The sequence below is a fragment of the Chryseobacterium sp. IHB B 17019 genome, assembly GCF_001456155.1.
In the GTDB taxonomy this organism is placed as follows: Bacteria; Bacteroidota; Bacteroidia; order Flavobacteriales; family Weeksellaceae; genus Chryseobacterium.
On sequence record NZ_CP013293.1, the window covers coordinates 85070 to 109150 of the forward strand.

A 24081-nucleotide genomic window follows, 5' to 3' on the forward strand; every position below is an offset into this window, starting at 1 on the left:
TAGATTTTAAATTATCTTATTCTCCAGCGATGATGCTGTGAAGATTTTGTTTTAAAGTTTCCAGATGAGCCTTCTTTTCATCAATCATAATAAAGGTATCCCTTAACATCGGATTTTCTCTCGACGGTTTGTTGAAGAACGCCAGGTTGTTTTCCAGTTTTACGATTTCAGCTTCAAGGTCAGAAATCTGGCTCTTGATTTTTCTTGCCTTATCTGTTAATTGATTTTCAGAAAGACCTTCCTCTTTTAATTCTAACTCGTTGATTTTGTTTAATTTCAATTTTTCTCTCAACGTTTTGTTGAATTCCGTATTGATTGCAATTTTATCTCTCGGAACTTTTCCTATATTATTCCATGCCGTTTTGATAGCTTCGATTCTTTCGATGCTGCCTTCTTCATCGGTAACGGTTTTCAGGTCATCAAGAAGAGCTCTTTTCTGCTTGAAGTTTTCTTTCCAGTTATCTGTAGAAGTATTGCTTTTTTCTCTGTAATTATTGAAGAAAGCGTTGCAGGCGTCACGGAACTCGTCCCAGATTTTATTCGTCATGCTTTTTGGAACATGCCCGATTTTTTTCCAGTCTTCCTGAAGCTTTTTGAACAACGGAACGGAAATATCCCACTCCTCATTGCTTTGGTTATCTTTTGCGGTTTGGATTAATTTTAATTTTTCTTCCAAATTCGTTTGTTGAGAACCTTTTAAAGATTTGTAATACGTATTTTTAGTAGTATTAAAACCTCTCAGGGTTGTCTTGAATTCATTCCAGTTCTGGTTGGAAAGTTTTCTTGGAACACTTCCTGTTTTCAGGAATTCAGAACGGAGGTCTTCCACTCTTCTGATGGCGTTTTGCCAATAATTATGGTTTGGCGTTTCAGAAGGTTCAGAAAGTTTTTTTATTTCAGCAATAATCTGATTTTTCTTTTCCAGATTGGCGTTTTGCTCAGTTTCAATGGCAGCAGAAAGTTCAGATTTTCTTTCATGAATTTTATTGGAAATTTCTTTGAATTCTTCCCATGTTTTTTCACGAAACTCTTCTGCTACAGGTTCTGCTTCTTCTTTCCAAAGCTTATGCAGATATTGTAATTCGTTTAATGCTTTTTGAATAACGGGTTCATTTTCAAGCTCTTTTGCTCTTTCAATGATATGCTGTCTTTTTTCAAGATTATGGCTGTATTCTTGTTCAAGAAATTCTTTATTTAAATCCAACATCTGATAAAACTGATTTAGATGGTGAAAATAATTATTGTTAAGAATCCTGAATTCAGATTTAGGAACCTGCCCCGCATGTGACCATTCTTCTTTGATCTCACGGATGGATTTGAAAAGATTGGTTCCGGGCTCAGAATTTGTATAAAGATTTTTAAGCCTTTCTATAATGCTTTTTCGGTGTTCAAGGTTTTTCTTTTGCTCTTCTTCCTGACCTTTTTGGAAGGTATCATATTTTTCCCTGAAAATATTCACCAGTGCCGAAAGTTTTGCTTGTGACGGATGCTCGTAGCTGAAGTTCTCAGGGGCATTCCCGGCTTCTGCATATTCGTGCTTTTTGTCTTCTACCTCATCATGAATGTAATGACTTGCTTTTTCTTTAAGCTGATTAAATTTTTTAGAATTTTCACCTGCATCCGGTGCATTGATGATTTTTTCCATTTCCTTCAGGGCATCAGCCAGGGAAATTTCTTCATCTTCATGCTCTTCTTCGTGCTCAGCTTCATTTTCATGAGGTGTTTCATCGTGAGGTACAGTGTTTTCCGATGCTTCTTCATGAGATACTTCGTGAGAATTTTTCTTTTCTTCGTTTTCAGAAAGGTTGTTTTCTGTAGTCATAGCAAATCTTTTATGAGTGGCGTTTAATATCGTTTAAATATAGCAAAAATGCCAATTAAAGTACTAATTTATGTTATTTTTTTTGAAAATTCCAAATTTCCCAGGCTTTTTCTGCTTGTTGTTCCAGCATGTAATATCCATTCACTGTTTTTGCTCCTTTTTCGGCTGCGTTGATGATAAAACGGGTATAATTTGGATTGTAAATTAAGTCAATAATAAGGTGATCTTGTGAAACTCCGTCAAAAGGAAAGTTCAGGCAATCGTCCACATTCGGGAAAGTGCCTACGGGAGTACATTGGACGATGATTTTATGTTTTTCAACCGTTTCTTTATTTAAATTTTCGAAATTAATTTCAGTGTTTCTTGAAACCACAACTGAAGGAATTCCATATTTATCCAAGACGTATTTTACAGCTTTTGCAGCACCGCCGTTTCCTAAGATTAGAGCAGAATTTTGATGGTTTTTTTTATGAAGAAGAAGTGTCTTTTCAAATCCATAAGCATCGGTGTTATAACCTTTTTTTCTTCCGTCCTCAATTAAAACACAGTTCACAGCTCCGATTTTTTCAGCTTCATCACTTAATTCATCAAGGTAATCAATGATTTTTTCCTTGTAGGGAATTGTCACATTAAAGCCTAAAAGATCAGCTGTGGAAAACAGGTTTTCAACTTCATTAATTTCACTGAGATCAAAAATATTGTAGGAATAGCCCTTCAACATTAGCTTGTGAAATTTGTCTTCAAAGAATTTTTTTGAAAAGGAATAAGAAATATTTCTTCCTATTAAGCCTAATTTTTTGTTGGAATCCATATAATCAAAAATAAAAAAAAGACCGGACAAACCGGTCTTCAATTTAAAATATTTTTTACTTATTATTCTACGATGAATTTTGTAGAGAAGGCATCCGTTTTCAGAATATAATTTCCTTTTACCAAGCCTTTAAGATTGATTTTATTTGAATTTTTGAAAGGATTTTCAAGAGTTTCAATTAATTTTCCCGATAGATCGTAAATCTGAGCTTGGGAAATTTTGTTTAAGTTTTCACCTTTTACAAATAACTCGTTGTTCTTCACAGGATTCGGATAAACACCGTAAGATTTCTCTTTTGCAGTTTCAACAGTTCCCAATGTATTGTTATAGCATGTCCAGCTTAGATCATCGATCGCTACTCTTGGTCCACTTGCCGGATTTGTGATTTTAATTATTACATTTCCAGCTATATTAATATTATTAATAGTTGTTGTAGTTGTAGCTTGCAACGTAGAGCTGTAAGGAATTGTACCTACCTGTACGCCATTTACTTCAACATTTAAAACACCCGCACCGCTCCCGAATTTTAAGGAAGTTGTTACAGTAAGACTCTGGATACCTCCTGAAACTGAAGAACTTGTCAAGCTTCCAACTCTTAGAGTGATGGCTTTATTATTAATAGTCTGATCTGTTCTTGCATCAGTTGCATTCCATGTAATTCCTGCATTAGTCCAGGTTCTTAATGCATAGCCGTTTCCACCGTCAGGGATTGCTTCAAAATCTTCTGTTCCACAAGTTCCGCCAGTTTGGCCTCCTGCAAGAGTTGTTCCTGATGCAGTATTGCTTACGACAGAAGAATTTCCGGCTGCATCTTTAGCAATAATATAAAAATTGTAAGTTGTAGATGGATTTAATCCTGAAACAGTTGCAGTAGTTCCGGATACTGTGGCGTATAAAGCTCCGTTTACGTAAATTTCATAACCTATAACTCCAATATTATCTGTTGCTGCCGTCCAGCTTAATGAAATTGAATTGGAGGTAGGCGTGTTTGTTGCTAAATTGGTAGCGGCAGTCGGAGCCTGAGTATCTGCAACCGGTGTTCCCCAGATTTGGTTTACATATTCCGGATGATCGATAAATGGGTTTCTATTCCCCTGAAAAGTATATGAAGCATTATTTCTTGCGATTTCAACAGGTGAAACCGGATCTGCAGCGCTCCAGGCTAATAACTGGTTGAGTTCCCAGGTTTGTAAACCAGGAAAAGCTGAACCTCCAAGCATATCTCCGGAAGTGAAACCTCCAAGTTGGGTTTCGTATCTTGTTACAAAATAAAAGATCATTCTGGCAACATCACCTTTAAAAGCATCAATTGGCTCGAAAACAGTTCCTGAATATCCGGAAGATGCGGAAGTTCCTAATTTTGAACCATTTGAAGAAGTATAAGAAGCGGTTCCTACTTTCCCAAAAGGGTAATTGGACCTTTTGTTATTGACCCATCCGTCTGTCGGACGAATGAAATGGATATCTGATACCATTGGGCTAGCTTCATTAAATAAACTCTGCGGAACAATGTGTTCTCTATTATAACAATCTGATTCACTGTTATAAGAGCCACATTGACCTGTTCCTACATTGTAATTGTAAGGGTCGGCTCCAGTTGGATTTTCAGAATAAATATCTAAAATGGTATTGTCATTTTCGTAAAAATTATCAAGATCGGTAGTTTGGTAGGCAATCCATAGACCGCCATATCCATGATCAACGTGACCATTGGTAATAATTTGTTTAAGTTTAGTTTTTAAAGCAGCTCCGGAAAGGCCTGCCGTACCATCGTAATATCCCGTAGGAATTTGAGCAAATGCACTGATAAAGGCAAATGTCAGTAAGAAAGAGAGTAAAGTTCGTTTCATCTTTAAAAATTGGGCGGTAAAGGTACAAAAAATTAGAAGCTTAATACGTTAATTTTTAGTAATATACTCCTTACTTATTTTTGAAAATACCCAAGAAATAACAGAGCCAAATAGAAGAGCTGTCAATGCAACAATAAAATAGTTTTTGCCTACAATTTTTACAGGAAAAGGTAATGTTTCGTTTGCTTTGAAAAACTCTGAATATTGCTGGAAATAGCAAAGTGCTGTCCCGAGAATTAAGCCGGTAATAATTCCTGAAACTACAATAAGAATCCCGGTATATAAATAAATCTGTCTTAAATGACTCAAAGGAAATCCAAGCGAAATTAAAGATCTTGCCTGTTCTTTCTTATCCAATTGCAAAATAATAATCGCACCCGCCAGATTAAAGGTAGTAATGAAAATTACCAAAGCAAAAATTAAATAAATGAATAATTTTTCTGTATTAATCATTTTCCAAAACGCAGCGTTTTCTTCTTCTTTGGTTTTAATTTCAATATTTTTTCCCAATGAAGAAAGCAGCTGTTTTTTTACATCATCTGTATGCTCTGGTTTTTTTAATTTGACAACGATCTGATAGGCAGAGTGTTTTGGTAAATCCAGTAATTCTTCCGTCAGCTCAATCGGGGAAATAATATAATTGTCCAGCTGATCTTTTCCGGGAAAAACTCCGGTTACCAGAATATCTTTTTTATTATAAATATCTTCTTCCTTATTAATGATTCCAGTTCCAGGTTTGGGCATAAAAATCGTTGAATAATCTGTACTGGAAGGTACAGGAATGGATAATCTGTTATCCAAAGAGTTCTCCATCAGCACTTCATTGGAATATTTGAAGCTGGGATAAGCTCCATAAAAAACATCCGCATCAATAGGATTTACCTTTGTATAAGCAGAATCAACACCTCTTAAATAAGCAATATCACCCTTCCCGTTGTAATTGATGTAAACTTTTTCTTCAATTACCCTTGAAAAATGACTGATTTCTTTATTGCTTTTTAAAACAGCATTGATTTTATTAAAATCTTTTAAAGCTTTTCCGGCAGTGCTTTTTATGGTAAGATCAGCATGCAGATTGGATATCAGGTCTTTATTAAGATCTTCAAGCCCCGAAAAAACAGAAATAATCACGAACATTGCAGTAACGGCAACCGTCATGGCTCCAACAGCCAGCCACGTAATAAACGTAACGGCAGTACTACCTTTTTTGGCTAAAAGGTACCTTGAAGCTATATAAAATGCAATGTTTTTCAAGTTTTATAAAATAGGATTGTCACCTTCACCTCTTAATTCTCGTTCCAGTTTTTCCACATCATCAAGAGCAGTATCCAAGTAAAAATTAAGGTTAGGAATTACACGGACCTGTTTTGCCATTTTCTGACCGATGAAATTTCTATATTGAGCTTTGTTTTCTTCTATTTCTTTCATCACAGCTTGACGGTGTTCCTGTGGAAATATACTTAAATAAATTTTGGCAATACTAAGATCGGCAGTTACCTTCACATCAGAAACTGATACTAAAATGCTTTGCTTGCTTTCTGCAGCCTGTTTGCGGAAAAGTTCTGCGAAGTCTTCCTGTATAATCTGTGCTACTTTTCTTTGTCTGTTACTTTCCATAATTTATGCAAATTTACTACTTTTGTTTGAATTGATACTTTGAAATTTGTTGTTGTATCAAATTTAAGACTTAAATTATTTTAATTATTTATGAAATTAGAACATATCGGTATTGCCGTAAAATCTTTAGGAGTCTCTGACGAACTTTTTACCAAGCTTTTAGGCAAAGAATCTTATAAAAAAGAATCTGTGGAAAGAGAAGGTGTAATAACTTCATTTTATGCAGCAGGAGAAAGTAAAATCGAACTTCTTGAAGCAAGTAAAGAAGAAAGTCCGATTTCAAAATTTATTGATAAAAAGGGTGAAGGTATTCATCATTTGGCTTTTGGAGTCGAAAATATCTTTGAAGAGATTGAAAGATTAAAAAATGAAGGATTCCAATTTATTTCCGATGAGCCGAAAGAAGGTGCTGATAACAAATTAGTTGTCTTCCTGCATCCGAAATCCACGAACGGAGTATTGGTAGAGCTTTGTCAAGAAAAGCAATAAAAAGTTTTGTCGTGAAATAAATTTTGCTATTTTTGCAATCACAAAATTTAACCAAGTTTTGAGGTCCTATAGCTCAGTTGGTTAGAGCACCTGACTCATAATCAGGTGGTCCCTGGTTCGAGCCCAGGTGGGACCACTTTTTAAATCAAGCACTTACGGGAAAGTAGGTGCTTTTGTTTTGTAATGGGTCAAGGTATAGGTCAAGTTTAAAAGTAAACGCAAGTAAGCTGAATAATCTTTATTTAACTTCGGAAATAATGTCCGTTACTTTCAAAATAATCACACATTATATTTCTTGCTGTACTTTCCCAATCAATAAAAATATAGTTGGGCAAACTTTCAGGAATACTTTCTTCTAAAATATACTGTGCAAATGTTTCATCGTCTGAATATTCACCAATATAATAATTTATTACACCATCATAAACACTTTGAAAATCCATTTTTCCAATACAATCTACATAAGCCTCAAAAATTTCAAGTTCATAGTTAGAATCATTTATTTGCTCTGCTATTTCAAATATTTCATTGGATAAATAACTTTCTGCAATTAATCCTAGCTTTTCAAAAAAAGAAAAGTTTTCATAATCTTGAAACATAAATTCTGGATTGTGTTCGTCCTGGTGAAGTTCTTTCATTGCTTCTAATAGCTCGTCATAGTCTAAATAATCCGAAAGATTGAGCCATTTTCCGTAAAGGTTTCTGCTGTTGTACTTCTGATAGGTTCCTACATAGATACTGCAAGAATCAAGACAATTTGTTAAATTTGTCATGTTGATAAGTTTTAAGTTGGTTTTAAAATTTATTGACTTGCCTAGCAGTACGCCAATACTTCTAGGCATTTTTTATATATATTGTGAAAATCTATGTAGAAAAAAGAACCTGGAATAGTTCTTTGCCATATTAATAAAGTCAATATTCATGCCAACTGACAGAGGTTTTAATCTAAAAATTAAAGTTTTTAAAATATTTTTAAGTACAAACCGCAACAAACGAAAACTGTCAAAAAAAGATCAATAAGACATATAGTTTGAATAGTATAGCCAGTAGAAAATGTAAGTGGAAAATAAAAACAGATCTACAAAAATCAAATAAAGTAAAACTTACTTTTGAGAAAAGGTGTGACAGTTAGTAGGGGCTACCCAAAAAAGAACTTTGGAAGGGGTGCTGAATAGAGGTAGTAGATAGCCTCCGTACACTCAAAATATTTTTTGGTGTTAAATTGTTGTAAATTCTACTATAAAGGCTTGTTTAATTTTTGAGAAAGATTTGGTGGGGTGTTTTTGTGGAAGGGGAATCACCATTGTGCTTTTTCACCCAAATAAAAATAGAATATAATTTTAACTGATTAATTCACCTTAAAAAATCCATTTACAATAATTATTTAAGCAATATTTTAGCAAACCAAAAGAAGATTAAGTTGTATCATATATTTGTTTCCAATAAAAAAAAATAATATGTCAATAAAAAGAAACAAAGCTAGAAAATCTAAGTTGGATTTAGTTGCATCCATGATTGAGGAAAGAAACATTAAATGGTCACATAGAAATGCAGGTAGATATTTCATATTTGAGATACAAGATGCAGAAATTCATGTTTCACATGATGAAATCAAAATGATTAAAAACGGGATAGTAATTTCATATTTTGATGATCGTTTTGATAATGTTTTAAGCAAATTAGAAAAGCCTCTTAATTGAGGCTTCATTATTTGAAATTAATTGATTCAGAATAAAACTTTATTAGACCAGATTATTAATTATTTCCATTCCCGTATACTCGAAAAATTCTACATTATCTTCGGTAGAAATTTGAAATGTCAATGTTAGATTTTCATTAATAAATTCCTCTTTTAGCTCAATCTCCCCAATTCTTGTATACGTTTTTGGCAGTATGGGAATTCTCTCAGTATTAATTGTAAATGTTTCCGCTCCAAGTGATATTTCTCTTTCTATAGTATTTGAAAAAGGTATTTGAAAATCCTTATCGTTTGAAACTTTTGGTTTTATAATAAATTTCGATGAATCCTTTTTACCATTTACAAAACAATCAAGATATTGAATTATTTTGTTACCCGTATTTTCAATATAAATTCCTATTACAATTTTGGGTGTTAACATTTTTAACAGAAATTTTTTTGGAGTATTAGCCTTAAACACTAAATTAACTTGTGTTTTTGATGTTCGGTTAATAATATCTTTTATCTCCCAATCATCCATTGCAATTGATTGAAAATTATATCTTCTATAATATCTTTTATCACTCATTTGATGCGCTGTGTTACCTTTTGGAATTTCAACTACATAAACAAGTTTATTTTTGTCTTTTTCTTCTACTTGAATAGGAGTAATAACAATATTATGCACTTTAGGTGAAATAGTACTATTTATTATTTGCTCTAACCATTCTTTTGTATATTCGTTTCCATCAATTGGATCAATTTTTTCAGGAAGATGTTTTTTATTGGGATCATCAAATTCTTTTATACCATAAATTATTACCCCTCCATCAGAATTTGCAAAAGCACTTACATCTTTAGAAATTTCATTCTTTTTATCATTCTTTCTAGAAATTGAGCCAGAAGCTTTATAGTCAAGGTGTAAATTTTCTTCAACTCCTTCTTTTATAAAAGTATTAAGCTTATCTAATGTCCACATAACTATATAATACAACTATTAAATTTCATTAATAACAACTATGATAAATTATTCAAAATATTTTATTACATGAAAAAATGAATTATATTTTTGTGAGTAATAAACCTATTTTTTCAGTTCCTTCGTTAATATCTAAAAGTAATGTAAATTGACCTTTTTTCCAAAATCTGCCATTCCAATCCGATCTTTTTAGTTCTTTTCTTTCAACGTCCCAATTAAATTCTCCATTTCCATTATCATCCACACCGAAAATTTTATAGCAATTATTTACAATTATTTCGGTTTCCCTGTAAAAATTAAAAAAAGAATAATTTAACCTTTGTTTGTATAAATAAATATAAGTAATATCATTTTCAAGCATAATATCATTTTCAAGCATTTGATCTATTTTATTAAAATGCCCTAAATAAATATGATTTGGTTTTATTTCTATGGTAACACGATTATATTTAAGTGATTTTTTTGTATTTGTTATAATTGCGTTTTCTAAATCATTAGTCAATAGAGAAATAAAATTAGAATAACTTTTTTCTGAGCTGTAAATTACAAATGAGAATGAACTAATAAATTCATCAATATGCAATACAACAGTATCAATTCCTAATAATTTATAAAGTGCTTTTGTTTTCTTTAAAAAGCCATTGTCGTCTGAAACAACATAATCACAGTATGCGCCATAAAAACTATGTAAGCCATCGTTGAGAACATTTCTGTATTTTACTGATTTTGAAGGCTCTTTGCTAATACCAAGTATATCTAGAGAAAAATATGCATTATTAAAAAAATCATATCTGGAAACTTCTTTATCTCCATTAGGATTTAAATTGTTATTTACAAATTCAACAAAACTTTTCTTCAAAACGGAATTTTTCATATCATCATTAAAATCTAAGCTATTATAATCTAATGTGAATTTTCCATTATTGATATATTTATCCGTTATATTTCTTAATCCCTTATATACACTTTTATCTTCTTCCATTAATTTATGTGTTTCTACAAATTTTTGAGCCATTTCAAAAACATTCATCGGCTCTGAATTAAAGGGGATTATTTTTTTTAAGGGATCTGATATTTCTTCAGATACATCATCAAGTTTCATAAAATTGAAATCAAATTTAAAATTTTGCAAAAAATTCTTTGCTGTTTCAAACTGCTCAATTTGTTCATTACTTAAAAGACTGTAATCAATATCATCAAAAATAGTTGTAAAATCTATAATTTCCTCTTTAGTATTTTCAATGTCCTTAAATGCAGCTATTGGTTTAGCAAGATAACAGAATGCATCTTTACTAGAAGAATCATACTGTAGATAGTTATCATCAACAATTTTTTCCATGAACTCAAGTTCTTTATATTTTATGTCAGTTTTGTCATTTTTTAAATCCTGTAAATGAGCATGAGAATAACAATAAATATGATTGCTTTTTGAGCTTATTATTTTTTGTAACAAATTAATATATGGTACTTTTTCTCCTTTGAATAAATGACTAAAAATTTGTTTATCTAGATAAATTCTCATTTCTGTTATTTAAATATTTACAGTTATTAATTGTGCCAAAATATTATTTAGACAACCTTGATCGATATAGTTTTCTGTTTTATGCAATTTACCACTTTTTAAAAGGTGAAAAATTGTATTCTTTGTATTTAATAAATATTTTAGATTTAACGTATTATGTGATAATTTTTTTGAATAAATCTGTTTTTATCCTTTATATAATCACTGTAACTAATTATTTCATCAACTAACCCCGTAAGAGCTAATATAAATAATATGGGAAAGACAGGAATCAATAAGATACACCACCAATACTTTTTCAAAACTGCATTTGAAGGATTTTCGGGAATTGGTGGTAATGATCTTTTTAATTGTAGATATTCATTTTCAGAAACTGGTTTGTAGGGTTTTGTAAAATAGTACCTATACTGTTTAACTTGATGAATTGCCATAATTATACTATTTTACTTAGAAACTGTATCAAAAGGATTTTCATTTGCACCCATAAAAACACTGCCCATTCGTTTATATTTCATTGGCTTTCCTGCTACGCAAACGGAATACATTCCATTACCCAACTGTTCTGAGATTCTAAGAAAAACCACATCTTTCTCGTCACAATCATTTTCAACTGCAATGTGTTTTCTTAGATCATTAATTGTTGCATTAACTCTTTTTAAACTGGATTGTAGCCTTTTTTCAGGTTTGGGCTCTTGATAGTCTTTAGGCAAATCACACTTGTCTGTTTGTTGTGCAAGAGTCATTGTTGAAACGACTATTACTACTGCTGTTAAAAACTTTTTCATGATAATATTATTGTTTAGTTAAATAAAATGCACCCACTGTCGAAACATAAGGATAATTCACCCACTCAATTGTGGTAGAATTGATCTTTTTGAATTTGTATTCTGCGTTTGCAGAACCTGATTTAATTGTAAATTCATAAACAGTTTCGGAAATAATTTCGGAAACATTGGAAGAAGCTCCTAAATTTGCACTTTGTTGTAATATTGATTTGTAGCTTGTTTCGATACTTCCTGCAATAGTATAAAAATCATCATTAGTGAACTTATACAATGCCGTTCCGTCTTTTTGCCATTTTCCCTGAATCCATGTTGGAGGGTGAAAATACTGTGTTGTTACTGGATTGTTTGTTGTTTGTGTGTTGTCATCATCGTGATTTGAACAACTAATGAATGATAATGCTGTAAAAACTGTGAATAATAGTTTTTTCATAAGATGAATTTATTAACCCACCTGAACTCTAAGTAGAAATATTAATTTAAAAAAGAAAAAGGCATGAGTTCGTAGTTCTTACCTATCAGTTGAAGTTCTGGTAAACTTTGAAGTATAAGTAAGCGAATCTCATGCCCATATAGGACATGAGCATTCAACTTGCTTATTCTGTACTTCAAATGAATTTACCAGATTCCAACTGACAGAATAATAGCTAATGCTTTATATTTTTTCGATAAAACTTGAATTACAAAGATATAAATTTTTGTAATCTGTGCTTAATAAGCAAAAATTGTTCCTAAAATATTGGTTTAATATAAAGGAAATTTTTTATACATCTTCATCCATAAAATTTATAAAATTCACACCTAACATATTCTCCATTTGTTTTCTAATTTGACTAACAGTTGTTCTTTTCCCAAACATTGATTTTTGTTCTAAAACACGTTTTAAATTAGGAAACTTGATAATATAAATATTTAATAATTGTGCTATATCTTCGATTGTTAATATTTCAGAAAAATCATCTATATTTTCATATTCACAATCTCTAAGTTTTTCAAATATTCTTCTTAATTCTTTTTCACTCAAGTTTTTGTTTTCTTCGTTACATTTAACCAAGTATAAAAATATTACTAAACAAGTTAGTTTTTCCTCTAATCTTGACTCTATAATCGACATTACATCAGTCATAGAAAAACTTTCTAGGTTATAATTAAATTCTTCATATTTAGTCCAACTCATTAATTCAACACATACATTTATGATATTTTTTAGCTCTTTAAATTGTATGTGCCGAAAACTAAAAAGTATTGCTTGACGTAACTCCAAAGTGATCTCAGATCTAATTAAATCAACCAATATTTCTGAAACTTCTTTTTCTACTTCAGAACTCATTTCTTTCAGTTCAAGCGTTGATCGAAATTTATCTGATTTCTTTTTTTCGGTATTGTTAGGATCGAGAAGATAATTTTTTAAATGTTGTAAGTCGGTTTTCAAAACCATTTGTAAAGGTCTTGATTTAAAAAATGATTTTGATTGCTTATCAATATCTTTAGAAAATACAGATTCATTAAGCTGAGTAATAAAATTTTCAAGCTGATCCTTTGAATCTAAAACAATTGTTTCAATATTTTTTTTAGCTAATTCTTTTGATCTATTTAAATTAAATCTTTCCTTAAAAGAAATTATGTAAGATTGAGGTAATAATTCTGTACCATACAATTCCTTATGTTTGTTAAAGATGAAATCTATATTTTCATCAGAAAAGCTATATCCCATAAATAATACTTTCTTTCCTAATAAATGAGCCCTAAAAAGAATATCAAAAGGATGTTGTATTTCTAACCTTTTTTGATAATCATTACGAGTAAAAACTATATTTTCAGGATTAGAAAAATCTCCATGAAATTTTACTATGACATTAGAATAATGAGGTGTTTCAGTAATATCAATTAATGAAGATATTTTTTTGTATTTCCTAGAAATGTTTTTTGATGCAACTTCTATAGCATTATCCCAATTCGTTGTATAAATAATGGGAGGATTCATTGCTAATATTTGATAATGAAGCCTTAAATCTTTATCTAGAAATTCAGTTTTTCCAGTTTCAGTAAAAAGTTTTTGTATTAATTTTTCCCTTCCAAATTTATCTTCATATTCCTGAGCAACATCTAAATAGTCTTGTGTATCTGTTTTTAATTCTTGTTTTAGTTCATTAATTAATTCACCCCAAGTTTTAATTCCGAAGTTAGCACTCATCCCAGAACCAAAGAAAGGAATTACTTTAAATTCTGCAATTCCCTCTATTATTTCTTCAATAATCTTCTTATTGTTATTATTAATTTCCATTTTAATTAAGAATTAATTTAATAATATATTTAGTTTATTTATATACTTTCTAGCATATTAAATGCCTTTAAGTTTTCAATATCAATTTTTAATAAATCTTTTGTTTCAAAGGGAATCAGCTTTTTTCTTAAATCAGCTTTGTTTTTGAATAACCTTCCAATCTGATATGTTTTTTCAATATAATCAGTTGTATCAATGGTTAAATCTTTACTTCCAAATGATTTATCATAAGTAAGAGCTTTGATTTTCTTACAATTAGGATTATTAAAGATTGAACTTAACATTGTTTTATCAGACATTCCGCATGAGTGCCCCATAATGTAAACCTCAAATTCATCAGAATCAATAAACTTTAAAAAATTTTCATAATTGTTTGTTCTTAAATACCAATAAGTTTTTACATATTTCAGACATTCATCATATTTTTCTAATACTTCAAAATTAGTTTCTTCTTCATCACCATATCCGAAGATCATAGGATTATTAATATTATTTAATTTCCCATGAATGTATATAACATCAGTATTTGGAACGGTTTTTTGAATTTCTTTTATATAGCTTTCAATAGTAGATGTATAATTAAAATTTAAAAACAAAATACTATTGGGTTTAGGTTTTTTTACAGTTTTAGTTGTGTTGTTCTTAGGTGTATCACCAGTAACAGTAATACTAAAGCCCTTTTGTACTTTTGGAGCAGCATTATGCTCTATTGGCTCTAGCAATTGGTTTATCAATTTACTTTTTGAAACATCATATTTATTAGATAAATATTCTTCCTCGATCCTTACTAGATAATTATACAATAAGTTTTGAAGAAGTTGAAAGCTATCATTTAGTTCTACAATTTCTTTCTCTTTATTCTCTGATGAAAATTCACAAAGAATTTTATAATATTCATTTTCAATATCAACCCAATTGTATTCTTTACATGAAGATAAAAGTATGGACATTATACGACTTTTTATCTTTAGAGTATATTCATATTGTGGAGTTTGTTCTCTGTAATCATTGGTCGGAATATTTCCAATAAAAACACTCATGCCACTTTCTTGCTCAATATAATCATAAAAATTTTTCAATTCCCAACTACTTATATATGGGTTAGTGTTCAATTGTCTATTAAAATAGTTATTCTTTCTTATTTTTAAAAATTGATCTTCATATACAGCATTATCTCTTGCTGAACTGAAAGCATTTTTTAAATAATCAAGTATAAAATCTTTATAAGAGGTTTTGATTTTATGTGCAATATCGAAACCATTGCCAATTAGTATAAGTCTATTCATATTTTGTATTTATACAAAGATAAATTAAACTGTTAAAATTATTTCTTATCAACATCAAAGTTGTGGCATATTTGGAAAAATTATTAAAACACCATATTCAAAAAAATATTATTGACATTATTTCTAATTTTCTTTGTCTTTCTTTTTCACAAGCGTGATACCTTAAAAATAATTAGCAAAACAAGAAAATTGAGTTATTAAATAAAAAAGTAGATCCTTTAATTTTACATTAAATGGTTTTATATTATTTGTAACTGGTACTTTTTATCTTGCAGTTATGAAAACATAATCAAATGGAATCCGATTAAGATAAAACTCGAAAAACAAACCCTGAAAATGTATATTTTACAATCTTTTGACGAAGGTAAAAGACTAATGAGCCGATGGGGGATTATGTCATATCAAATCAAGCCAAAATAGATGCACTAATGTCTGTACAAAAATCCAAATTTGGAATTTTGATTTTATAACTCACAAGATTCCAACCAAAAATTTTATATATTTATTTTTACAATATACTAAAACCATGATAACCGAAATTAAATTAAATAATGTTGCAACTTATAAAAAGGAAACAATTATTCCTGATTTAAATAAAGTTAATTTTTTCTTTGGAAATAATGGCACAGGAAAATCGAGTATAGGAAAATACTTATATGAACTTAGTCTTAATGAAAAAGATATAAATTCTAGTTTCAACTTATGTAGTCAAACTGGATATGATCTAAATATTCACGAAATATTAGTTTTTAATAATCAATTTGTAGAAAGAAATTTTATACAAAAAAATGTTCAAAAAGGAATATTTTCTTTAAATGAAACCAATCAAAAAATTGATGATCTGATTAATGAAGAGCAAAGGAAAGTAAATCTAAACGAGGAATATATTACATCGAAAATTATTTTTGAAAAAAATAGGATAATCAAAAATAGAGAGAATGACTATAACTCCCTGAAAAACTATTGCTTTAATGAGAGAAAGTCAACGATTAGTTCATTTTTTAAGATAAAAGAAAGTTTCCCGAACAAACAGACTCAAAATAATTTCAATAAGATTAAATCTATGCTAATTACTGTAGAAAATAATGAGGAAATCACATTAGAATATCTTTCTACTAATTACAAAAAACTATATGATTCTAATTTACAAAATATACCAGTAAATATTTCTTCCAAAACATATAAGAAAATCAGAGTTTTAGAAAATGAATTATACAATTTATTGAACGAAGTAATTGTAGGAAATAAAGATATAGATATTGCTAAACTGATTGATGACCTAGAAATTAGTAGCTGGGTTGAAGAAGGAATCACATTTTTGAAAAAAAATGCAGATTTGCAAGTTTGCCCTTTCTGCCAAAAGCAAACTGTAGATAAAAATCTTATTTTAAAATTTGAAAACTATTTTGATGAAACTTATAAAACAAAATTAGAAAAAATAGAATATTTAAAAAATGTTTATAAAAGTAAAACAAATGATATTCTCGTAGAAATTAAAAATACCTCACAGTATTTGAATCCAAGTAATACTATCAGCACTTTATATGAGAATTTAAAGAGTCTTTTTGACGATAATATAAATATTATTGAAAGTAAAATCAAAGCTTCAAATGAGAGAAAAGAATTAAAATCTCTACTTAGTTTTAAAAGTAGTATCACAGCTATTAATAAGATAATACATACTAATAATCAAGAATTTAAAGATATTGATGCTAATAGAAATGACTTTCAAGAAAATATATGGAAGCATTTAGCTCAGAAATGTGGTAACAGAATAAATCATTATTTTGAGCAAGAAAAAAGGTATATTGAAGATTTCTTTTTCAATATAGATATTGAAAATTATATCAAAGATCTTATTAAGCAATCAAATTTGCAAATAGCGGAATGGAAAGGAAAAACAGTAACTACAACCGATGCAATAAATAATATTAATAAAATATTGAGTTATAGTGGATTTGATAACTTTTTTTTGAAAGAAATACACCAAGAAAATAATATATCACAGTATATCTTACAAAGAACTGATAATGATTTAGGTAACATTTTCTTAACATTAAGCGAAGGAGAAAAAAATTTCATAGCTTTTCTTTACTTTTATCAGTTATGCTTAGGGACAGATAATCAAAACACTTCTTCAAAAAAGAAAATTATTATAATTGATGATCCAGTTTCAAGTTTAGACAGCCAAGTTTTGTTTATAGTTACAACATTAATACATCAATTAATTGAAAAAAAAGGTCTTAGACCAGATCATAAAGATTTAAAGAATCCCAATATAGCTCAAGTCTTTATATTAACACATAACATCTATTTTCATAAAGAAGTTTCATTAGATAATAGACCAATATGTCATGAGAAAGCTTTTTATTATATTACAAAAGAAAATGGAAATAGTATTATAGAGCATCAAGGAAAAATTAATAAAATTTTAAATGATTATTCATTATTGTGGAGTTCCTTAGTAAAATTAAAAAATAGTAATGATGCTTCTTTAAATATAGCTACAAGTAATATTATGAGAAGAATTTTGGAAAGCTATGTCAACTTTACAAAAATAGGAAAAGACAGTTGGGGAGCATTAGCAAACGTTTCTGTTGAGGATCCGAAATATATAATATGCAGTGCATTAATTTCCGAAATCAATGATGGCAGCCACAAAACGTCTCCTTTGGATGAAATGTATTTTCAAAGAATAATTAACACAACACCTCAAAACCTATTTGAATCATTTGAACTTATTTTTAAAGAATTATCCCAATCTCATTATGATGCAATGATAAATATTGGATAAACAAGTATTAAGCCTTGACCAAATTCGTTCAAGGCTAATTTGTCTATTTTAAGCCACTTTAAGACACTCATCATTATTACACCATAATTCCGTTTTAAAACTCGGTAAAATGCCCTGAGAATAACTTAAAAAAATCTCCTGTACCATAGATTCTAATACAGAAAACCAACTTTGTGCAGTACAAAATGAATCATGTATCGTCCAAAGTGGCATATCAGGATTTATCTTGGCAATCTGTTTTGTAATAGTATCAATTACACAATCAGATTCAATCTGCTGTAGAAGTTTAGGAAACAGTTTGAATGAATCTTTTTCATTAGAAGTTGTTTTAAAAACTTCTATACATTCACACAATAAAGGGAAATGTTTTTTAAATATTAGATATTCTTTTGACGGTCTTTTGAGTGGAGTATACAAAATCTGTAATGTGAGTTTTTTCATCAAATCTCGTTTACAAGAAAACTCAAATATTTCTGCTACACCTGTATTTGAATCATAAAATTTCTTTCTAAACACACCGTCATAATCGGGATAGATATCTGTGAAAAGTGGCATTAAAAATTCATAAAATTTGCCCACCAAAACAGCTTTTTTCAATGACTCAAATTCCTCTTGAAAAGCCTTACTAGAAGTAGTTTCTTTTAATTTCTGCAACATAGTACCTATATCACTATTTATATACACTCTATTTATAATTTCTAAAATCCTTCTATTACTCAAACTTTCTAATACTAAAACCATAAAATAGGGTTGTGAGTTCTTAATATCGAGACTTTTTATGTTTTCCCCGTAATACGTCAGGTAGGGGCGGAACTTAGATGGCATATTCGTTAAGTTTGTATGCAATCTGTTATCCGAATCTGGTTTGCGGGAAATACGAAAACATTGCTCTTTGAGCATTAATGCAGAGTGCCAGTATTTGTATGCTTTAGCAATTACTGTATTTAGTCTAGTGTAACTCAAACTGCATTTATTATAACAAAATTCTGATTGCAAATCACAATTCAGACGGTCAAAATCGAGAAACAAACCATCATTAAACCATTTTGAAAGATGCGGACAGTCTTCATTACTTACATTTTCTTTCAATAGATTTTTAACTAGAAATTTATCTGTCATTTCAAATATTGAAAAATCCAGGCATTCAACACCTTCAAAATTGATAATTTCCCAATTGTATCTGTAGCTTGTGCAAAAACGACCTTTTGAATGATTTTTAGATTCCAGAATTTCGATTTGTTCAAAATAATCAAAATACTTATTGTAATTTGAATCTTTCTTTTTTAAACGTGTGGAATTCATAGGAATGAATCCATTTTGATAAACTTTATCTTTTTTGTAAGCAGGAATACTGATAACTAAACTCAGGAAATACAAAGCATTATCCATTTTGAATCCTTTGAATGGAGGGCATTCTTCTAATTTTTCCTTCAGATAATTATAAATAATTGTTGGAACTACGACTTTCCAATTAAAACCTTCGTGATAAAATGATGTTACACAGGTTTTGTATTTTGATTTTTTGTTTTGTTTGTATTTCATAATGATTGATTTAAAATAAGGGCATAGCGATAGCTCATACAGCTTGTTTGCTATACTTTTTGAGGGGTTTGTGTTGTTTTAAAATTTTAGTTGATTTTTAGACTGTTATTTGAGATCTAAATCCGACTGTCTGAATAATTAACAAGATTATTATGCGCAATCTAGCCAAACTGTCAAAATACAATAGACTAAAAACAAAGTCTATTGTATTTTTGTGTTTTCAATAATTAAGCTGTTTTTCTTGCTAAATATTTATTTACATTATTTTGGAAATCAGTAAAATTGTTTCTTTTGTGTTTTGTCATCCATTCCAACAATTCTAATCTTTTAAAGAAAAGCTTTCCATTGCCAGAAGATGAGTAGATAGGTAAATCTGTTCCTGCACTACTAAGTTTATGTATATAACTTACCTTATATCCTGTGAGTACCGCAGCTTCATATACATCTAATACTTCTTTATTAAGAATAGTTGACATTTTAACTGTTTCTTTCAGCTCTTTTAATTCTCTTGCAATGTTCGTTAGAATTTCTCTTAATTCATTTACAATTTTTATCATATAATTTTCTTTTTTATGTTATATAAATTCAATCGCAATTTCTGTATATTTTTGAGGAAGAGTTGAGGAATAGGTTATTCCACAAAAAATAAAAACTCCCTGTATAAAGGAGTTTTAAAACTTTTTGTTAAGATTGTGTGGAATTACTGCGGAATGAGTTTTTAAATTTTCGACAATTTCAGCAATTGTGTTAATTTTTGTTGGTTGTCTATTGCCTGTTTTTACTTCACTAATAATTCTGCTAATACTATTTTTATCTTTAATTTTTGGAATCTGATTATTACTATTAGTTAAAAACAGAAATCTTTCTGCCCAAAACTTATTAAAAAATGTACTATCTTGATAATCTTCTTTGAAAAACTCTCTTAGAGAATCAATCAAATGTGCTAAATCAGATTGGGTTTTACCAATCAGTATAATTGGTTCTGATGGAATTATATCTATATAAAAATGCTGTAAAAATACTTCTTTAGTACAAGATTCGTTAATAAACCCTTTTGTCCATAGGTTTTCATGCAGTTGCCCAATAAAATCAAAGTTCTTTCCAAAAACAGTTTGTTTGATTGTATTATTGGGTGGAGTAGAATTAGAATGTACTAGATTTACAAAAATTGAGAGATTGAGATATTGAGAAAATGTATTTTTTATCATTGTCAATACTTGCTGATATAGCAAAGTGATTTTTTCAGTAAGTAAATAAATATCATCTTTTGTAGTATTTGCATCTAAAAACAGGCTATTATATTCAATAGATTCTTGCAATTGGTTAATAATATCTTTGAAAATTTTATTTTTACCAATGGGGTCAATTTCTAAATCGTCAACAAGACTTTTGAGTAATCCGTAACAATTTACCATTAAATCATTATCGGAAAGGCTATAAGAAAAAGGAGCTATATCATATAATGATATATCAAAATGCCAGTCATTCACTTTTTTCTCTATATCATCGGCAGAATTATTAAAAATATGTGGAAATTCCTCAGATAAAGATCCTTTCCAATTAAAATCTTCAAAATCATCACGTTTTCCAATTATTTTACTTTCATAATTAAGCTCCTTGATGATATCGTTAATGACAATGATCTTTCCCTTATCATTTAGATTTTGGTATCTTAAATTATATTGCTGAGGGATAAAATCCTTAATATATCCGTATTCTAAATATAAATTTTGCTCAATCAGATTTTTAATGCCATCCAATCCCCCTATTCCAATCTCACACATTATTCTATTGTAAGATTTTATGTCGTATGTACTTATGTTTTTCAAGTGGAGAAAAATTTTATATTAATTTACTAAAAGCATCATCAATAATGCCATCCTCAAAATCTTTCAGGTACGAATTAGTAACGGAAACAGAAGAGTGTCCCATTACTTGACTAATTACATCCGCAGAAACATTATTAAATTTTAAGTGAGTGGCAAAAGTATGTCTCCCTACATAACTGGTTATATCTTCATCAATTTCCGTTTGTTCTGCTATGAATTTCAAATCAGAGTTAAAGATTTTTAAACACCTTCTATACCTTCCGTACAATTGCTTATCAGAAAGTTTGTTTTTTAAGATAACAGGAAAGATATATTTTACTTCTTCTGGTTTTAAGTAATTTCTGTAATATTCCAATATTTCCAATGCTTCTGACCTCAAAGGAACATTGAAATCCCGACCTGTTTTACTTCTGGTATAGTACAGACGGTTACCTTTTATATCATCCCATTCTAAGAATGCCATGTCTTTAAAATTCATACCGCCAACGTAGTAAGAAAATAAAAACATTTTGTAAGTATTAGTGTATTTGGGAAAACTTCCACAATCAAACATTTTTAACATTGAAAACTGTCCTTCGCTCAATGCTATTTTGCGAGACTGCATTTTCAATCTTTTCTGAATACTGTAGCTTCCGAACGGATAATCTTCTTTTCTTGCATAACCCGACCTTATAGCAAGATTAAATAATGTTCTTAAATCGGTCATTCTGATTCTAATAGTTGTATTGCTACAAGATTTTGCTAAAAAATTTTCATATTTCACTAAAAATTCAAAATCAATATCCTTAAATCTTAAGTCCATATTTTTTTCAAATTTGAATAACGATTGCATGGATTCTTTAATTGTTTTGGCATATCCGAATTTACTAAGCTCGTTTAATGCATCAATTCTCTGTTGAAAAAAATCTTTCACAGAAATAGATTTTATTTTGTTGCCTGCGGATTGCGCTCTAAACTTTGCATCAATGTCGTCTAAATTATAATCAAGCTCTTCGGATTCCAGTTCTACGATAGCTTCATTAAGACGGGTGTCTAGTCTTTTCAAAGATTCATTAATTTCACGAGCTTTGCCATGATTAGATTTCACTTTCTTGTTTTTGGTATCCCATTGGTTCTCTTGTACAGAAAACGGAGTAGTGATAATTTTAGATTTGTTGCCTAAGTATACTTTAAAAACAATTGGAAGGCTTCCGTCTGCTTTAGATTTATTTCGGAGCATTAGTTGTGTTGTTGCCATAGGTCAAGTTAAAGGTCAAGGTTGAAGGTCAAAAATAGTAAAAATAAGTCAAAATTTAAAATGAAATATTATTGTAAATATTTGTAAAACAGTATTATTGTGAATAAAAGTATACAGAAGTAAATACCCTGACTCCTTACTCATAATCAGGTGGTCCCTGGTTCGAGCCCAGGTGGGACCACAAAAAGACACTCACACAACGTGAGTGTCTTTTGTTTTATACCAAAAAAGTTTATTTCCGTAACTTTATGCCTGAAAAACAAATACTATGTCAATAACTAATGAACAAGAATTAATCGGAATGCAGAAGGTAAGTGAGGCTGTAGCATATACTTTAAAGGAGATGATTAATTATGCTCAACCCGGTATGACCACAAAAGATATTGATGAATTTGGGGCTAAAATACTTTCTGATTTTGGGGCAAAATCTGCTCCTTACCTCACTTATGGCTTTCCGGGCTGGACGTGCATAAGCGTCGATAATGAATTCTGTCACGGGATACCTACGGATAAAAGGGTTTTGAAGGAAGGAGACCTTATTAATATTGACGTTTCTGCTGAGCTCAATGGATATTGGGCGGATAATGGAGGTTCATTTGTTATCGGGGAAGATATTCATCAGCACAGGAAATTGGTTGAGGCTTCCAAAGATATTTTACAAAAAGCAATCAATAATATAAAAGGAGGCGTAAAAATAGCGGATATAGGATTCCTTATGGAAACGGAGGCTAAGAAAAGAGGATTTAAAGTAATTAAAAACCTTGCAGGCCACGGTGTCGGGCGAAGCCTTCATGAACAGCCTGACGAATTATTTAATTATAAAAACCGTTATGATTCCAGGCGGTTCAAGAAAAATTCTGTTGTGGCGATTGAAACTTTTATTTCGACGTCTTCAAGTCTTGCGGTTGAACTTAATGATGGCTGGACAATGGTTGGAAATAAAGGCGGTTACATGGCTCAACATGAGCATACAATTGTGGTAACTGATGGAAAACCAATTGTTTTAACACAAATGAATAACATCTTAAATTAATTTTACTTAGCACAAAAAGTTCCCAGAAATACTTTTTATTGAAAAATTTTAGTAACTTTATAAAATAGAACACAAACAACAGTTTGATTGATAATATTTAATTGTTCCCATTATGAAAATATTTGATTATCAAAACAAGAATGGAAAATTAATTTTTATAAGTAAAGATTTTCCCAGATCTACGGCAGAAAAGCAGGTAAAACTGCCAAAATGTACGGTGATAGGATATGAAAATAAAACATACTCAGGAAGGAAAAGAACTGTTGATAAAAGAAAGCAGATCAGGGGATATCATGATATGCGATGTCACAGATTTATCCAAAAATGTTTTGCAGGAGCTTGTCGAAGACATTCAGAAGAGTATAAGGATGAACTGTTTTTACTTACAAAAGCACTTTATACCCGTAAGTTAATTTTTTTTAAACATATTATAATTGATTATTATAGACACTTGCAGAAATGCGGGTGTTTTTTTTTATTTTTAATTTAAGTTGCTGATAATTAATTATATATTAAATATTTTCAA

22 protein-coding genes and 1 tRNA gene are annotated in these 24081 nt (G+C 29.8%); 6 read left to right on the top strand and 17 right to left on the bottom strand.

Going from position 1 to position 24081, the window contains the following annotated elements:
* Nucleotides 1-16: 16 nt before the first annotated feature.
* The 5 genes from ATE47_RS00415 to rbfA form a co-directional block, all read right to left on the bottom strand.
* On the bottom strand, nucleotides 17-1822 hold the full coding sequence (locus ATE47_RS00415) for a DUF349 domain-containing protein (protein WP_062160109.1): 1806 nt from the start codon (nucleotides 1820-1822) through the stop codon (nucleotides 17-19).
* 73 nt (nucleotides 1823-1895) lie between these two features.
* Entirely contained in the window at nucleotides 1896-2633 is a 738-nt protein-coding gene (locus ATE47_RS00420) for a shikimate dehydrogenase family protein (protein WP_062160110.1), read from the bottom strand.
* 62 nt (nucleotides 2634-2695) lie between these two features.
* Nucleotides 2696-4483 (bottom strand): endonuclease, encoded by a 1788-nt coding sequence (locus ATE47_RS00425; RefSeq protein ID WP_062160111.1) that lies wholly within the window; start codon nucleotides 4481-4483, stop codon nucleotides 2696-2698.
* A 48-nt stretch (nucleotides 4484-4531) separates the two neighbouring features.
* On the bottom strand, nucleotides 4532-5737 hold the full coding sequence (locus tag ATE47_RS00430; protein ID WP_062160112.1) for an ABC transporter permease: 1206 nt from the start codon (nucleotides 5735-5737) through the stop codon (nucleotides 4532-4534).
* A gap of 3 nt (nucleotides 5738-5740) precedes the next feature.
* Entirely contained in the window at nucleotides 5741-6100 is a 360-nt protein-coding gene (gene rbfA / locus ATE47_RS00435; RefSeq protein ID WP_062160113.1) for a 30S ribosome-binding factor RbfA, read from the bottom strand.
* 90 nt (nucleotides 6101-6190) lie between these two features.
* Here rbfA and mce point away from each other — a divergent pair, with 90 nt between their 5' ends.
* Nucleotides 6191-6589: a methylmalonyl-CoA epimerase gene (gene mce / locus ATE47_RS00440; RefSeq protein ID WP_062160114.1), complete on the top strand. Its 399-nt coding sequence runs from the start codon at nucleotides 6191-6193 to the stop codon at nucleotides 6587-6589.
* A 62-nt stretch (nucleotides 6590-6651) separates the two neighbouring features.
* A tRNA-Ile gene (locus tag ATE47_RS00445) sits at nucleotides 6652-6725 on the top strand.
* Nucleotides 6726-6831: 106 nt separating this feature from the next.
* Here the strand turns inward: ATE47_RS00445 and ATE47_RS00450 are convergent.
* The gene (locus ATE47_RS00450) at nucleotides 6832-7362 is read right to left on the bottom strand and encodes an antirestriction protein ArdA (RefSeq protein WP_062160115.1); all 531 of its coding nucleotides are present in this window, start codon (nucleotides 7360-7362) and stop codon (nucleotides 6832-6834) included.
* A gap of 684 nt (nucleotides 7363-8046) precedes the next feature.
* Between ATE47_RS00450 and ATE47_RS00455 the strand changes: the two genes are divergently transcribed.
* Nucleotides 8047-8289, top strand: a complete 243-nt coding sequence (locus ATE47_RS00455) for a hypothetical protein (RefSeq protein WP_062160116.1) — start codon at nucleotides 8047-8049, stop codon at nucleotides 8287-8289.
* A 42-nt stretch (nucleotides 8290-8331) separates the two neighbouring features.
* Here the strand turns inward: ATE47_RS00455 and ATE47_RS00460 are convergent, their stop codons facing one another.
* The 7 genes from ATE47_RS00460 to ATE47_RS00490 all read right to left on the bottom strand — a co-directional run bounded on the left by ATE47_RS00460 (nucleotide 8332) and on the right by ATE47_RS00490 (nucleotide 15120).
* Nucleotides 8332-9246 (bottom strand): AlbA family DNA-binding domain-containing protein, encoded by a 915-nt coding sequence (locus ATE47_RS00460; RefSeq protein ID WP_062160117.1) that lies wholly within the window; start codon nucleotides 9244-9246, stop codon nucleotides 8332-8334.
* A gap of 82 nt (nucleotides 9247-9328) precedes the next feature.
* The gene (locus ATE47_RS00465) at nucleotides 9329-10768 is read right to left on the bottom strand and encodes a hypothetical protein (protein ID WP_062160118.1); all 1440 of its coding nucleotides are present in this window, start codon (nucleotides 10766-10768) and stop codon (nucleotides 9329-9331) included.
* A 146-nt stretch (nucleotides 10769-10914) separates the two neighbouring features.
* Nucleotides 10915-11199 carry a hypothetical protein gene (locus ATE47_RS00470; RefSeq protein WP_062160119.1) on the bottom strand — a complete coding sequence of 95 codons (285 nt, stop codon included), beginning with the start codon at nucleotides 11197-11199 and terminating at the stop codon, nucleotides 10915-10917.
* Between the two features lie 12 nt (nucleotides 11200-11211).
* Nucleotides 11212-11553: a hypothetical protein gene (locus ATE47_RS00475; protein ID WP_062160120.1), complete on the bottom strand. Its 342-nt coding sequence runs from the start codon at nucleotides 11551-11553 to the stop codon at nucleotides 11212-11214.
* A gap of 7 nt (nucleotides 11554-11560) precedes the next feature.
* Nucleotides 11561-11983 carry a hypothetical protein gene (locus ATE47_RS00480; protein WP_062160121.1) on the bottom strand — a complete coding sequence of 141 codons (423 nt, stop codon included), beginning with the start codon at nucleotides 11981-11983 and terminating at the stop codon, nucleotides 11561-11563.
* Nucleotides 11984-12313: 330 nt separating this feature from the next.
* Nucleotides 12314-13834 (bottom strand): SIR2 family protein, encoded by a 1521-nt coding sequence (locus ATE47_RS00485; protein WP_062160122.1) that lies wholly within the window; start codon nucleotides 13832-13834, stop codon nucleotides 12314-12316.
* 38 nt (nucleotides 13835-13872) lie between these two features.
* The gene (locus ATE47_RS00490) at nucleotides 13873-15120 is read right to left on the bottom strand and encodes an AbiH family protein (RefSeq protein WP_062160123.1); all 1248 of its coding nucleotides are present in this window, start codon (nucleotides 15118-15120) and stop codon (nucleotides 13873-13875) included.
* A 526-nt stretch (nucleotides 15121-15646) separates the two neighbouring features.
* Between ATE47_RS00490 and ATE47_RS00495 the strand changes: the two genes are divergently transcribed.
* Entirely contained in the window at nucleotides 15647-17914 is a 2268-nt protein-coding gene (locus ATE47_RS00495) for an AAA family ATPase (protein WP_062160124.1), read from the top strand.
* A gap of 48 nt (nucleotides 17915-17962) precedes the next feature.
* Here ATE47_RS00495 and ATE47_RS00500 read toward each other — a convergent pair whose 3' ends face one another.
* The 4 genes from ATE47_RS00500 to ATE47_RS00515 form a co-directional block, all read right to left on the bottom strand.
* Entirely contained in the window at nucleotides 17963-19456 is a 1494-nt protein-coding gene (locus ATE47_RS00500) for a hypothetical protein (RefSeq protein WP_062160125.1), read from the bottom strand.
* Nucleotides 19457-19683: 227 nt separating this feature from the next.
* The gene (locus ATE47_RS00505) at nucleotides 19684-20013 is read right to left on the bottom strand and encodes a hypothetical protein (protein WP_062160126.1); all 330 of its coding nucleotides are present in this window, start codon (nucleotides 20011-20013) and stop codon (nucleotides 19684-19686) included.
* Between the two features lie 114 nt (nucleotides 20014-20127).
* On the bottom strand, nucleotides 20128-21285 hold the full coding sequence (locus ATE47_RS00510; protein ID WP_185097111.1) for a hypothetical protein: 1158 nt from the start codon (nucleotides 21283-21285) through the stop codon (nucleotides 20128-20130).
* Nucleotides 21286-21298: 13 nt separating this feature from the next.
* The gene (locus tag ATE47_RS00515; protein WP_062160128.1) at nucleotides 21299-22522 is read right to left on the bottom strand and encodes a site-specific integrase; all 1224 of its coding nucleotides are present in this window, start codon (nucleotides 22520-22522) and stop codon (nucleotides 21299-21301) included.
* Nucleotides 22523-22790: 268 nt separating this feature from the next.
* Here ATE47_RS00515 and map point away from each other — a divergent pair, with 268 nt between their 5' ends.
* A complete protein-coding gene (gene map / locus ATE47_RS00520; RefSeq protein WP_062160129.1) occupies nucleotides 22791-23555 on the top strand; it encodes a type I methionyl aminopeptidase in 765 nt (254 codons plus the stop codon).
* Between the two features lie 112 nt (nucleotides 23556-23667).
* On the top strand, nucleotides 23668-24045 hold the full coding sequence (locus tag ATE47_RS00525) for a hypothetical protein (protein WP_062160130.1): 378 nt from the start codon (nucleotides 23668-23670) through the stop codon (nucleotides 24043-24045).
* The last annotated feature ends 36 nt before the right edge of the window (nucleotides 24046-24081 follow it).

What these genes read in the sequence shown, in the direction of transcription:
- ATE47_RS00470 (WP_062160119.1), bottom strand. Translation starts at nt 11,199, where the DNA reads ATGGCAATTCATCAAGTTAAACAGTATAGGTACTATTTTACAAAACCC.
- ATE47_RS00415 (WP_062160109.1), bottom strand. Translation starts at nt 1,822, where the DNA reads ATGACTACAGAAAACAACCTTTCTGAAAACGAAGAAAAGAAAAATTCT.
- ATE47_RS00465 (WP_062160118.1), bottom strand. Translation starts at nt 10,768, where the DNA reads ATGAGAATTTATCTAGATAAACAAATTTTTAGTCATTTATTCAAAGGA.
- ATE47_RS00500 (WP_062160125.1), bottom strand. Translation starts at nt 19,456, where the DNA reads ATGAAATACAAACAAAACAAAAAATCAAAATACAAAACCTGTGTAACA.
- ATE47_RS00490 (WP_062160123.1), bottom strand. Translation starts at nt 15,120, where the DNA reads ATGAATAGACTTATACTAATTGGCAATGGTTTCGATATTGCACATAAA.
- ATE47_RS00425 (WP_062160111.1), bottom strand. Translation starts at nt 4,483, where the DNA reads ATGAAACGAACTTTACTCTCTTTCTTACTGACATTTGCCTTTATCAGT.
- ATE47_RS00525 (WP_062160130.1), top strand. Translation starts at nt 23,668, where the DNA reads ATGAAAATATTTGATTATCAAAACAAGAATGGAAAATTAATTTTTATA.
- ATE47_RS00495 (WP_062160124.1), top strand. Translation starts at nt 15,647, where the DNA reads ATGATAACCGAAATTAAATTAAATAATGTTGCAACTTATAAAAAGGAA.
- ATE47_RS00460 (WP_062160117.1), bottom strand. Translation starts at nt 9,246, where the DNA reads ATGTGGACATTAGATAAGCTTAATACTTTTATAAAAGAAGGAGTTGAA.
- ATE47_RS00485 (WP_062160122.1), bottom strand. Translation starts at nt 13,834, where the DNA reads ATGGAAATTAATAATAACAATAAGAAGATTATTGAAGAAATAATAGAG.
- ATE47_RS00515 (WP_062160128.1), bottom strand. Translation starts at nt 22,522, where the DNA reads ATGGCAACAACACAACTAATGCTCCGAAATAAATCTAAAGCAGACGGA.
- ATE47_RS00420 (WP_062160110.1), bottom strand. Translation starts at nt 2,633, where the DNA reads ATGGATTCCAACAAAAAATTAGGCTTAATAGGAAGAAATATTTCTTAT.
- ATE47_RS00455 (WP_062160116.1), top strand. Translation starts at nt 8,047, where the DNA reads ATGTCAATAAAAAGAAACAAAGCTAGAAAATCTAAGTTGGATTTAGTT.
- map (WP_062160129.1), top strand. Translation starts at nt 22,791, where the DNA reads ATGTCAATAACTAATGAACAAGAATTAATCGGAATGCAGAAGGTAAGT.
- rbfA (WP_062160113.1), bottom strand. Translation starts at nt 6,100, where the DNA reads ATGGAAAGTAACAGACAAAGAAAAGTAGCACAGATTATACAGGAAGAC.
- mce (WP_062160114.1), top strand. Translation starts at nt 6,191, where the DNA reads ATGAAATTAGAACATATCGGTATTGCCGTAAAATCTTTAGGAGTCTCT.
- ATE47_RS00450 (WP_062160115.1), bottom strand. Translation starts at nt 7,362, where the DNA reads ATGACAAATTTAACAAATTGTCTTGATTCTTGCAGTATCTATGTAGGA.
- ATE47_RS00505 (WP_062160126.1), bottom strand. Translation starts at nt 20,013, where the DNA reads ATGATAAAAATTGTAAATGAATTAAGAGAAATTCTAACGAACATTGCA.
- ATE47_RS00480 (WP_062160121.1), bottom strand. Translation starts at nt 11,983, where the DNA reads ATGAAAAAACTATTATTCACAGTTTTTACAGCATTATCATTCATTAGT.
- ATE47_RS00475 (WP_062160120.1), bottom strand. Translation starts at nt 11,553, where the DNA reads ATGAAAAAGTTTTTAACAGCAGTAGTAATAGTCGTTTCAACAATGACT.